This window comes from Nonomuraea sp. SBT364 (assembly GCF_001083785.1).
Taxonomy (GTDB): Bacteria; Actinomycetota; Actinomycetes; order Streptosporangiales; family Streptosporangiaceae; genus Nonomuraea.
This window is the reverse complement of the sequence record NZ_LAVL01000103.1, coordinates 19167-30458: the sequence shown is the minus strand read 5'-3', so window position 1 is coordinate 30458 and position 11292 is coordinate 19167. Positions and strand designations below refer to the sequence as shown.

Here is an 11292-nt window from a genome sequence, read left to right as displayed (position 1 = left end):
CACCCATCTACTGCCCTTCTTCTTTTTTTTTTTTTTAAAAGAGACCGCCGACCCCCAAAATCAACACTACCCTCTCCGCCGGCAGCGTCAGATTGGTAAAAGAGACAGGCGCCAGCCTCCCCGCCCCGCCGGGCCTCCCCACCGGTCAGGAGATCGTGTACGGGGTCCGCCCCGAATACCTGGAACTCACCCCCGAACGCCCCGACGCCTTCCCCGGCTCCGTCTCCGTCCTGGAGAACCTCGGCACCCACACGCTCGTCACCCTCGAAACCGCCGGGCCCCTCATCCAGGCCGTCGTCGCCGAGGGCGAGGAGCCCGCGCTCGGCGCCCCCGCCTGGGCCCGCCCCCGCCGCTCCCTCGTCTACCTCGACGGCCGCCTGCACACCTGACCAGGCCATACTGGACAGCATGAGGGACTGGATCCTGCACCTCGACCTCGACCAGTTCATCGCCGCGGTCGAGCTCCAGCGCCATCCCGAGCTCCGCGGCAGGCCCGTCGTCGTGGGCGGCGACGGCGACCCCACCCGCTCGCGCACCGTCGCGGCCACCGCCACCTACGAGGCCCGCGAGCACGGCGTCCACTCCGGCATGCCGCTGCGCACCGCCCTGCGCCGCTGCCCCGACGCCGTCTTCCTGCCCAGCGACCCGCCCGCCTACGAGGCGGCCAGCGCCCGCGTCATGGCCGTCCTGCGCGACTTCCCCGTCGCCGTGGAGATCTGGGGCTGGGACGAGGCCTTCCTCGGCGCCCGCACCGACGATCCGGAAACCCTCGCCGGCACCATCAGGCGGGCCGTGCTCGACCGCACCGGCCTCGACTGCTCGATCGGCATCGGCGACAACAAACACCAGGCCAAACTGGCCTCAGCGTTCGCCAAACCGGCCGGGGTCCACCGTCTCACCGGCGACACCTGGGCCGAGACCATGAACCATCGCGCCACCGACGCGCTGTGGGGCATCGGCGCCCGCACCGCCAGGAAACTCGCCGCTCTCGGCATCCACACCGTCGCCGACCTCGCCGCCGCCGACCCCGGCGACCTGGCCGCCCGCTTCGGCCCCACCAACGGGCCCTGGCTGCGCTATCTCGCCCTCGGCAAAGGCGAGGCCGAGGTCGTCACCACCCCGTGGATCCCGCGCGGCCACAGCCGCGAGACCACCTTCCCCCGTGACCTCACCGACGCCACCGCCGTCACCGACGCCGTCCGCGCCCTCACCGCCCAGGTCGCCGCGGACGCCCGCGAGGCCGGCCGCACCGTCACCCGCGTCACCGTCAAGGTCCGTTTCGCGCCCTTCCTCACCAGGACCCGCCAGACCACGCTCGCCGCCCCCACGACCGACGACGCCGCCCTCACCGAGGCCGCCCTCACCGCGCTCGGCCGCTTCGACCTCACCCGTCCCGTACGTCTGCTCGGCGTCGCCGCCGACTACGAGATGCCCGCCGCCCGGGCATAGGCCGCGAAGGCGCGCTCGCGCTCCCCGCGGCCCGGACGGACCCGCTATCCTCCGGATTTTCCCTCTTCGTGACCCGCGCTTTGCCCTACTCTCCACCCTTCTGGACGTAACTGCGGACGAATTCCTCCGCGTTCTCCTCGAGCACCTCGTCGATCTCGTCCAGGATCGAGTCGACGTCGTCCGTGAGCTTCTCCTGACGCTCCTGGACGTCGGGTGCCGCGGTGGCCTCGGTCTCCTCGACCTCGGACTCGCGCCGGCCGGTCTGCTTCTGCCCGCCGGTGTCCTTGCTCGCCATGTCCTACCTCCACGTCGGGGGACTGCCTCTAGCCCATATCTTCCCCGAACCGGGCGACAATGCGCGCTCTTCGCCCGGCGATCTTGCCGACTTGACTGGATAGCGACACTATCTAATACTGGGCGCAACGACCACACGGAGGTTCACGATGTCCCCAGCGTCCCTGAGCACGGCCGGCGTGCTGCTCATCACGGTCCCGACCATCGCCTTCGGCGGCGTGACGCTGCTGAGATTCCTCATGCGCGACGTCCCGGGCTATCTGGACAACCCGGTGCGCCGCGGCCTGTGGCGGGCCGGACACGCCCACGCGGGCGTCCTGGTGCTCTTCAGCCTGGTGGCGATGCTGTACGTGGACCAGGCGGACCTGTCGGACGGCTGGAAGGCGCTGGTGCGCACGTCGATCGTGGCCGCGCCGATCCTGATGCCGCTGGGCTTCTTCCTGTCGGTGCTGCGCCCGTCGGACACCAAGCCGAACAAGCTCATCGCCCTGACGTTCGCCGGTGGCCTGTCGCTGGCCGCCGGAGCGCTGACGCTGGGCGTCGGCCTCGTGTGAGCCTCGTGTGACGCTCGTGTGAGCCTCGTGCGGCTCTCAGGCGGTGCCCGGCGGCCAGATGCCCACGTCCAGGAGCCGGTGGGCATAGGAGTAGGCGACGAGCTGGCTGCGGTTGCTGCAGGCGAAGCGGTCGAGGAGCTTGCCGATCCGCTCGGCCACGGTGTATCTGCTGAGGTTCATCTCCCTGGCGATCCTCGCCGTCGTGTAGCCCTTGGCGAGCATGACGATCAGTCCGGTGTCGCGGTCGTTGAGCAGGTCGACGGAAGCGAGGTCCATAGGCCGTCCCAGTTCGAATCACCCTGACCGGAGACTTTCCCCGGCGGAAAGCACCCGTGAAAGCAAGCTAGAAGAACTCGCTTAAGCATCGGTATGGCGTGACCATGCGGCCGCTTATCAGCGGAGGTCATGGCTGATGCGGAGGCGGCGCGCGCCACCGCCCTGGAGAATGTCCTCGTAGACCTTCTTCAGCACCGGGCTGGGGTCGATCCCGAGGTCGGCCGCCAGATGCCGCCGGACCGTCTCGAACTGGGCGAGCGCCTCAGGCGCCCGTCCGCAGCCGGCCAGGGCCAGCATCCGGGCCGCCACCAGCCGCTCGCGCGCGGGGAAGAACGGCACCAGCTCGTCGAGCCTGTTCAGGACGTCGACGTGGCCGCCGCGTTCGAGTTCGAGCTCGGCCCAGTCCTCGTTGATCGTGAGATGGAGCTCGGTGAGCCTGCCGACCACGTCGTCGAGCAGCGCGATGCCGGTGAACTCCTCCAGCGGCCGGCCGCGCCACAGCCGGATGGCGTCGTCGAGCAGCTCCGCGGCCGCGTCGGCGGCTCCCCTGCGCCGCATCTCGCGGCCGGCGCCGGCCAGTTGCCGGAACCTGAGCAGGTCGAGCTCGCCCGCCCCGGCGTCGAGCCGGTACCCCCAGCCCTGGTGGGAGATCCGGTCACCGAGCTTGCGCCGCAGCATCGACACGTACACCTGCAGGTTCTTGCGAGCCGTGGGGGGCGGCCGCTCCCCCCACAGCGCGTCCAGCAGGTGGCCCGTCGGCACCACGTGGTTGGGGTGCGACAGCAGGATGGCGGCCAGCAGCCTGGCCTTGCGCGCGCTGACGTGCGCGAGCTCGCCGTCCACGCGCACCTCGAGCGGGCCCAGCACGCGGGCGTCCAGGGTGGGCCGGGTCTCCTTGTCGGGCCCGCCGCGGGAGGTGCCGAGGGCGAGGAATCCGGCCAGGTCGATCGGCGGCGGGCGCCGGCCGGCCGACTGGCGGTGCAGCGCCCGCACCATGGACAGCGCCGCGATGGTGACGTCGTCGACGCCGGCCTTGGACTCGAACCAGCGCCAGTCGCCGTCGGGGTTCACCTCCAGGAAGACCGGCCCGTCGGCGGTCAGCAGGAAGTCGAAGGCGCCGTAGCGCAGGTTCCAGTGCCCGGCCAGCCGGTGCACCGCCTCGGTCACCGGCTCCGGCGTCGCCACCGGGCAGACCGTGACCGACTCGGGGGCGCACCAGATCGCCTCCGGTGACGGCTTGGCGACGCGGAAGGACTGGATCTCCCCGTCCAGGTAGTAGACGCGCAGCTCGGCGCCGTGCTCGACGTACTCCTGGACGATCATCGGCACGTCGCGCGGGCCCAGGCGCCCGGCCGAGGCGCCGTCCACGATCTCGGGGAAGACGCCGTGCAGCTTGCCCGGCTCGGCCTCGACGAAGTGCTGGTCGAGGGCCTTGATGACGACCCGGCCGCCCGGCAGTTCGGCGCCGGCCGCGCCGGGGTCGGTGGTGACGATCGTGCGCGGCGTACGGACTCCCAGGCGGGCGGCGTCGTCCAGCTGGACCAGCCGTCCCGGATCGGCGCCCGCGGGCAGCCGGACGGCCGACCGCGCCGACAGCTGGTCGACGAGGGCGTACCAGGAGTCGGCCCGGAAGAGCGAGGACGCCGAGCCGTTCGCGCCCGGGATGGCGCGCGGCGAGAAGTGCCGCACCCAGGTGACGGTGGGGAGGATGCGGCGGCCGTCGACGGTGGGCGCGCCGTCGTCGAGGCGGGCGGTGATCCCCAGGCCGGACAGCGACCCGGCGTCGATGCGCACGCTGGGCACGCCGAGGGTGCGCAGCCCGCGCTGGAGCACGGCGAACTCGGCGAGCCCGGCGCGGCCGACGAGGACCACGCACGGCAGGACGGCCGCGGGGTCGGCGTCCTCCGGCAGCTGCCAGCACACGCCGGGACTGCTGCGCGGCATGCGCAGGGTGTACGCGTCGCCGCTCACCGGCGTCCTCCCGCCGGGGGGCCGGGGAACGGTTCGCTTCGGCCGGGCCACAGGTCATGCCGGTCGCGGCCGGCGAACTCGTCCATGTGCCGATGGTCATCTTGCGGGGGTGGGCGCACAATCTCCCCCTCTGTCGATCGGCAGAGGGGGAGCCTGCCAATCCGTTAGCCCACGTTTGTGGGGTTGTGCCATGCGCTGATCACAAGCCCATACTCGACCTGCAACGACATCTCGAGCGGACAGAGGGTGGGCCGTGCCGGGCGACGTGGTGACTGCGGCAGGACTGACCAAACGCTACAAACGTGCCGAACGACCCGCCGTGGACGGTGTCTCGTTCGAGATCGCAGGCGGCGAGACCATCGGGCTCCTGGGGCCCAACGGCGCCGGCAAGACGACCCTGATCAAGATGATCTGCGGGGTCACGGCCCCCACCTCGGGCCAGGTCCGGGTATTCGGCGCGGATCCGGTGCGCCAGCCGGTGGCCGCGAAGAGCGGCATCGGGGCGATGCACCAGTCGGGCCCGTTCGACATGATGCTGCCCGCGCTCGACAACCTGCGCATCGCCGCCCGCTTCCGGGGGCTGCGCTGGCGGGACGTGCGGCCGTGGGCGATGGAGCTGGCGGAGTTCCTCAACCTGACCGAGGCGCTGCAGCGGTTCGCCTTCCAGCTGTCGGGCGGCCAGCGGCAGCGGCTGCAGCTCGTCCGGGCGCTGCTCACCATCCCGCGGCTGCTCATCCTTGACGAGCCGTCGGCGGGGCTGGACGTGGCGGGGCGGCGCGACATCGAGCGCTTCGTGACCTGGCTGCGGGAGGAGCACGGCGTGACCGTGCTGTGGACCAGCCACCACATCGACGAACTGGAGCGCAACAGCCAGCGCGTCCTGGTCATCGACCGAGGCAAGGTGGTGCGCTTCGCCAAGCCGCGCGAGCTGGTCGAGGAGTTCGGCACCACCCATCTGGTGGTGGCGGTCGACGACCCCGAGGCCGGCCGGCTCGTGGCCGGCTGGGCGGACGCGGCCCGGCTGACGGCCACCGCCGAGGACTCCGAGGTGCGCATCCACGGCGCGCGGGCGCAGGAGGTGCTGCCGGAGCTGGCGCGCTACTGCCAGGACCACGGGGTCGCGATCACCGGCGTGACGACCGTCGCGGACTCGCTGGAGCAGGTCTTCCTGCGGATGACCGAGAAGGACGGGTGAGGCGCGTGGCGGCCAAGCTGACGTTCGTCAACACCCCCCCGACCGGGATCCCGAAGGCCGCCGAGCTGTCGGCGGTGCTCTACCGCGAGTACGCGCTGCTGGCCCGCAACCGGGTGTACCTCGTCATGGGCCTGGCCCCGATGCTGATCTACCTGCTGCTGGTGAACACCTCGCTGAGCAACCTCCTCAGGGTCGTCGAGTACCGGGGCGCCGAGGTGCCGTTCGCGGTGTTCCTGCTGCCGATGACGCTGGCGATGGCGGTGGTCAGCGCGGCCGGGACGTCCGGCATGGCGCTGTTCCAGGAGGAGATGAGCGGGGTGTCGACCCAGCTGTGGTCCTACCCGCTGCGCAGGTCGCGCTTCCTGCTCGGGAAGGTGATCGCCGGGGTGTCGCTGGTGCTCCTGCAGGCGCTGCTGGCGCTCGGCCTCGCCGTGATCGTCTTCAGGCTGCCGTTCGACGCCGAGGCGTGGGCGGGGCTGCTGGCGGCGCTGGCGATGTCGGCGGTGGCCTTCAACGGCCTCTATCTGGCTGCGGCGATCCTGATCACCGACTACCAGGCGTTCATGCTGCTGTCGAACATATCGATCCCGGTGCTCATCTTCAGCGCCCCGTCGCTGTACACGGTCGACAGCATGCCCACGGTGCTGCAGTGGGTGGCGGCGGTCAACCCGCTGACGTACGGGATCAACGGGATGCGCGACGCGGCCGTGTTCGGGTTCGCCGAGGTGTGGCAGGACCTGGTCGTGCTGGCCGTCCTGGCGGCCGTCAGTTACACCGTCGGCGGACGCGCCCTGCTCAACCGCGCCCGCAACATCTGATCCGTCACAGGCAGGGGACGATGCGCACAGACCACTCCGACCGGGCCAAGATCCGGCTGCCGGGCACCGACCGGGCCCGGGACCCGGCCGCCACGTACGCGATGGCCCGCCGGGCCGCGCGGCTCGTCGGCATCACCAGGGTCGCGGACATCACCAGGCTCGACACCATCGGCATCCCGACGTTCCAGGCGATCCGGCCCACCTCCAGGACGCTGGCCGTGTCCCAGGGCAAGGGCGTCACGCCGGAGCTGGCCAGGGTGTCGGCGATGATGGAGGGCATCGAGCTGTGGCATGCCGAGCAGCCGATGACGGCGGTCCTGCTGGCGCCGCCGCGCGAGGTCGCCGGGCGACTGGACTACGACGTCGCCGCCCTGCCGCAGGCCCCGGCCTCGCTCCTGCACGACGGCCTGCCGGTGGAGTGGGTGACGGCCAGGTCGCTGGCCGACGGCTCGCAGACGCTGGTGCCCAGGGAGTGCGTCGAGTTCTCGCTCGTGCGCAGGACCGGCTGGACCGCGCCCGCGTTCCTGTCCTCGACCAACGGCCTGGCCAGCGGCAACACCGTGACCGAGGCCGTCCTGCACGGGCTGTACGAGGTGATCGAGAGGGACGCGGTGACCGCTGCGCTGGCCGGGGGCGGCAAAGGCGTGCTCGCCGACCCGGCGACGCTGGGGTCGCCCGTCGTGGACGGGCTGTGCGAGGCGATGGCGCGGGCCCGCGTCTCCCTGGAGGTCAGGTCGGTGCCGTCGCCGACCGGGCTGCCGGTCTTCCTGGCGCGGGTCACCTGTGACGACTACCCTCCGGCGTTCATGGGGTTCGGCTGCCACCTCAGCACCGAGATCGCGCTCACCCGCGCCGTCACCGAGGCCGCGCAGGCCAGGCTCGGCTACGTGTCGGGCGCGCGCGACGACCTGCTGCCGGACACGCACGACGCCGCCGCCCTGCACCGCCGGCCCCTCCCGCCGCCGGCCGGCGGCGCGGCGATCCCCGCGCAGACGGCGCACGGGAGCCTGCTCGACGACCTGGAAGAGGTGGTCAAGCGGGCCGCCGTCGCGTTCTCCCACGCCCCGCTCGTCACCGACCTCACCCGGGAGGAGATCGGCGTCCCCGTGGTCAGGGTGGTGGCGCCGGGCAGCCGCATCACTCCGGAGGTGCTGTAGTGAGCCACAGGACGCTCGTCTACGCCGGGCCGACGATCTCGCGCGACCAGGTGCTCGCCGCGGCCCCGCGGGCCGAGGTACGGCCGCCGGTCGCGCGCGGCGACCTGCACCGGGAGGAGTGGAGCCGCGGCGACACGGCCGTCCTGATCGACGGCTACTACCGGGAGCGGCTGTCGGTGGGGCACAAGGAGATCCTCTGGCTGCTCGACGCCGGTGTCCGGGTCATCGGCGCGGCGAGCATGGGCGCGCTGCGGGCGGCCGAGCTGAGCCCGTACGGCATGACGGGCGTCGGGGCGGTCTACCGCATGTACGCCTGCGGGGAGGTCGACGGGGACGACGAGGTGGCGGTGCTGCACGGGCCCGCCGAGCGGGGGTATCCGGCCGGCACCGTGGCCCTGGTCAACCTCCGGCACGGCTGCCTGGAGGGGGCGCGGACCGGGCTCGTCCCGGCGGAGGCGGGCGTGCGGATCGTCGAGGCGGCCAGGGCCAGGCCGTTCGCCCACCGGACCTGGGAGGAGCTCGAGCGGGCGGTGCGCCCGGAGGACCGGGAGGCGCTGGGCACGCTCCGGCGGATGATCGGCGGCGGCGACTGGGACGTCAAGCGGCTGGACGCGCTGGCCGCCCTGCACGCCTCCGGCGACCCCGCGACCGGGACGGCGGGCGTCACGGCGGAGGGATGGGCGGCCGAGTCGGCGCTGACGGGGGTCACCCACTACGAGGCGCTGGCGTGGCGGTCGCGGCGGGAGTACGCGCCGGGCCGGTGGATGTCGGACCTCGACGTCCTGGACGCGGCGCGGCTGTTCGACGACGGCTACCCGGACCTGCACGAGGAGGTGCTGACCGGCCTGCTGGCGGGGTTCGCCGCCGAGCGCGGCCTGACGGCGGAGGAGTACGCGCGCGCCCGGCTCGGGGCCGGCGACGCCCCGCTCCCGGACGGCCTCGCCGTGTGGCTCACCGGGGCCGAGCGCGACACGCTGCCCGCCGCCGGGCAGGCGAGGCGGGTGATGGTGCGGGTGTGGCCCGTCTGGCAGTCGGCCGACTGGCGGCCCGCCGTACTGGAACGGATCCGCCAGTCGGACCGCTGGGAGGAGTGGTGCGGGCTGGTCGCCCGCGCCGACGACGCGGCGGAGCGGACCCTCGGCCGGCTGGCCGTCCCGGCCCCCGCGATCTGCGGCACCGTCTTCTCCCGCCGCTGGAACCGGCCCGGCGTGCCCGCGCGCGTCGAGCTGGCCCGGCGCGGCTTCCTCGGCACGGAGGATTTGGGAGTCACCGCCAAGAGGTTCTTCGCGCTGGACGTGCGCGGGGCCGGCGGGCGATGAGCGCGATCACGCGGGAGGTGGAGTGCGACCCGTCCGCTCCCGCGCACCGCGCCGACCCGCACCCGCTGCTGCACCGCATGCGGGCGCACGCGCCGGTCGGCCGGTGGCGCTGCCCGGCGACCGGCCGCGTGCTGTGGTATCTGACCCGGTACGCCGACGTGCAGCGGGCGCTCCTCGACCCCGCGCTGGGGCGCGAGCTCGACCGGCTGCCCGCCGGGCACGCCGCCTTCCACCGCCGGTGGGAGCGGGACCCGCTGGCCATGGTGCGGCGCAACGTGTTCAACCTCGACCCGCCCGACCACACCCGGCTGCGGCGGCTGATCGCGCCCGCGTTCGGCCCCCGGACGGTGACGGCGCTGGAGCGGCGCATCCACGCCGTCGTCGGCGAGCTGATCGACGCCATGGCGGCCGGCGGGCCCGAGGCCGACGTGATCGGGGCGCTGGCGCTGCCGCTGCCGCTGCGGGTCGTCGCCGAGCTGATCGGCTTCCCGCTCGACGACCTGGACCTGCTGCGCCGGTGGAGCGACGACATGCTGCGCAGCCGGGACGTGACCCGGGTGCGCCGCGCCGGGGTCGCGTTCGTCGCCCACACCCGCGCCAGGCTCGGCGAGCGGCGCGCCCGCCCGGGGGACGACCTGCTGTCGCGGCTGGTCAGCTCGCCGGACATCAGCCCGATCGAGCTGATCTCCAGCGTGTTCCAGCTGCTGCTGGCGGGCGACGAGACGACGGTCAACCTCATCGGCAACGCCGTGCTCGAACTCCTGCGCCACCCCGGCCAGCTCCGGCGGCTCAGGGCCCGGCCGGAGCTGATCGACTCCGCCGTGGAGGAGGCGCTGCGGTTCAACGGGCCGGTCGGGCACTCCCGGATGCTGTACGCGCTGACCGACGTGGAGATCGGCGGCGTGCCGATCCCCTGCGGCGACATCGTCGTGCCGGTGCTGCTGGCCGCCAACCGCGACCCCGCGGTGTTCGACCGGCCCGACGACTTCGACATCGGCCGCGCCCCGAACCGGCACCTCGGCTTCGGCCACGGCGGCCACTTCTGCCTCGGCGCGACGCTGGCCAGGCTGCAGGCGCGGGCCGCCGTCGGCGCGCTGGTGCGCCGCTTCCCCGGCCTCACCCTGGCGGCCGACCCCGCCCGCCTGGAGTGGACGCCCGATCTGTTCCTGCACGGCGTGCGCCGCCTGCCCGTGCTGCTGGAGGAAGGAGCCCGCGCGTGACGGACGGGTACGCGAGCCTGGCGCGGACGGCGTTCGGCTACGCCGGATCGCAGATCCTGTACGCCGCCGTCCGCCTGGGCGTCCCCGACGCCCTCGCCGGCGGGCCCGTGCCGGTCGGGAAGCTGGCGGACGCCCTGGGAGCCGATCCGGCGGCGCTGAAGCGGCTGGCGCGGGCGCTGGTGGTGCTGGGCGTGGTCCGCGAGGCGCCACCGGGGCAGCTCGCACTGGCCGAGGCGGGCCGCCCGCTGTGCGCCGATCATCCCCGGTCGATGCGCTCCAGCGTGCTGCTGTTCGGCGACCCGGCGGTCTGGCGGGCGTGGGGGGCGCTGCACGACAGCGTGCTGACCGGCGAGCCGGCCTTCGACCAGGTGCACGGCCTGCCGCTCTTCGACCACCTGGCCGGTGACGCCGGCCTGTCGCGGATCTTCAACACGGCGATGCGCGAAGGCACCGGCCACCTGGCCGCCGAGGTGCCCCGCGCCTACGACTGCGGCGGCGCCCGCGTCGTCGTCGACATCGGCGGCGGCGACGGCACACTGCTCGCCGCGATCCTCACGGCGGTGCCCGGCGCGCGCGGCATCCTGTACGACACCGCCCAGGGCGGGGCGGGGGCCGGGGAGACCTTCCGGCGGGCGAACGTGGCCGAGCGCTGCACGGTCGAGGCCGGCGACTTCTTCGCGGGCGTGCCCGGCGGCGACCTCATGCTGCTCAAGGGCATCCTGCACGACTGGGACGACCGGCGGTGCGCCACGCTGCTGCGCCGCTGCCGCGAGGCGATCCACCCCGGGGGGCGGCTGCTGGTGATCGAGCCCGTGATGCCCGCCCGGCTCGACGCGCCGGACGCGGCCGGGGCCGTCATGAGCGACATCGCCATGCTCGTCTACACCGGCGGCCGGGAACGCGACCGGGCCGAGTTCGGCGACCTGCTCGCGGCGGGCGGGTTCGCGCCGGACGGCCTCACCGCGCCGCTGGGAGGCACCGCGATCCGCGTCCTGGCCGCCCGCCCGGTCTGAGGCTCCCGATCACCGCCCGGGCGGGC

General features: G+C 73.4%; 12 protein-coding genes. 9 read left to right on the top strand and 3 right to left on the bottom strand.

Annotation, left to right across the window (positions count from 1 at the left end; genetic code table 11):
* The first annotated feature begins 155 nt into the window (after positions 1 to 155).
* Positions 156 to 389 (top strand): TOBE domain-containing protein, encoded by a 234-nt coding sequence (locus ADY59_RS32615; protein ID WP_049570370.1) that lies wholly within the window; start codon positions 156 to 158, stop codon positions 387 to 389.
* Positions 390 to 408: 19 nt separating this feature from the next.
* The gene (locus tag ADY59_RS32610) at positions 409 to 1449 is read left to right on the top strand and encodes a DNA polymerase IV (RefSeq protein WP_049570368.1); all 1041 of its coding nucleotides are present in this window, start codon (positions 409 to 411) and stop codon (positions 1447 to 1449) included.
* A gap of 85 nt (positions 1450 to 1534) precedes the next feature.
* Here ADY59_RS32610 and ADY59_RS32605 read toward each other — a convergent pair whose 3' ends face one another.
* A complete protein-coding gene (locus tag ADY59_RS32605) occupies positions 1535 to 1744 on the bottom strand; it encodes a ubiquitin-like protein Pup (protein WP_049570363.1) in 210 nt (69 codons plus the stop codon).
* 148 nt (positions 1745 to 1892) lie between these two features.
* Between ADY59_RS32605 and ADY59_RS32600 the strand changes: the two genes are divergently transcribed.
* Complete coding sequence (locus ADY59_RS32600; RefSeq protein WP_049570361.1) at positions 1893 to 2297, top strand: hypothetical protein; 405 nt, start codon at positions 1893 to 1895, stop codon at positions 2295 to 2297.
* Positions 2298 to 2333: 36 nt separating this feature from the next.
* Here ADY59_RS32600 and ADY59_RS32595 read toward each other — a convergent pair whose 3' ends face one another.
* Together ADY59_RS32595 and ADY59_RS32590 are read right to left on the bottom strand one after the other, a co-directional pair.
* Positions 2334 to 2573 (bottom strand): LuxR C-terminal-related transcriptional regulator, encoded by a 240-nt coding sequence (locus ADY59_RS32595; RefSeq protein WP_049570359.1) that lies wholly within the window; start codon positions 2571 to 2573, stop codon positions 2334 to 2336.
* A 117-nt stretch (positions 2574 to 2690) separates the two neighbouring features.
* Positions 2691 to 4544, bottom strand: a complete 1854-nt coding sequence (locus ADY59_RS32590; RefSeq protein ID WP_049570356.1) for a BTAD domain-containing putative transcriptional regulator — start codon at positions 4542 to 4544, stop codon at positions 2691 to 2693.
* Between the two features lie 319 nt (positions 4545 to 4863).
* On the opposite strand from ADY59_RS32590, the gene ADY59_RS32585 reads away from it, so the two are divergent.
* From ADY59_RS32585 to ADY59_RS51760, 6 genes are read left to right on the top strand one after another with little or no spacing between them, the layout of a single operon-like run.
* Positions 4864 to 5739: an ABC transporter ATP-binding protein gene (locus ADY59_RS32585; protein ID WP_053175375.1), complete on the top strand. Its 876-nt coding sequence runs from the start codon at positions 4864 to 4866 to the stop codon at positions 5737 to 5739.
* Entirely contained in the window at positions 5736 to 6557 is an 822-nt protein-coding gene (locus tag ADY59_RS32580; protein ID WP_049570353.1) for an ABC transporter permease, read from the top strand. Before ADY59_RS32585 ends, ADY59_RS32580 begins: the two co-directional genes overlap by 4 nt.
* 20 nt (positions 6558 to 6577) lie before the next feature.
* Positions 6578 to 7714 carry a YcaO-like family protein gene (locus tag ADY59_RS32575; protein ID WP_049570352.1) on the top strand — a complete coding sequence of 379 codons (1137 nt, stop codon included), beginning with the start codon at positions 6578 to 6580 and terminating at the stop codon, positions 7712 to 7714.
* Complete coding sequence (locus ADY59_RS32570; protein WP_049570346.1) at positions 7714 to 9033, top strand: TfuA-like protein; 1320 nt, start codon at positions 7714 to 7716, stop codon at positions 9031 to 9033. The genes ADY59_RS32575 and ADY59_RS32570 overlap by 1 nt, the downstream gene beginning before the upstream one ends.
* A complete protein-coding gene (locus ADY59_RS32565; RefSeq protein WP_049570343.1) occupies positions 9030 to 10253 on the top strand; it encodes a cytochrome P450 family protein in 1224 nt (407 codons plus the stop codon). The genes ADY59_RS32570 and ADY59_RS32565 overlap by 4 nt, the downstream gene beginning before the upstream one ends.
* Entirely contained in the window at positions 10250 to 11266 is a 1017-nt protein-coding gene (locus ADY59_RS51760) for a methyltransferase (RefSeq protein WP_049570340.1), read from the top strand. The genes ADY59_RS32565 and ADY59_RS51760 overlap by 4 nt, the downstream gene beginning before the upstream one ends.
* The last annotated feature ends 26 nt before the right edge of the window (positions 11267 to 11292 follow it).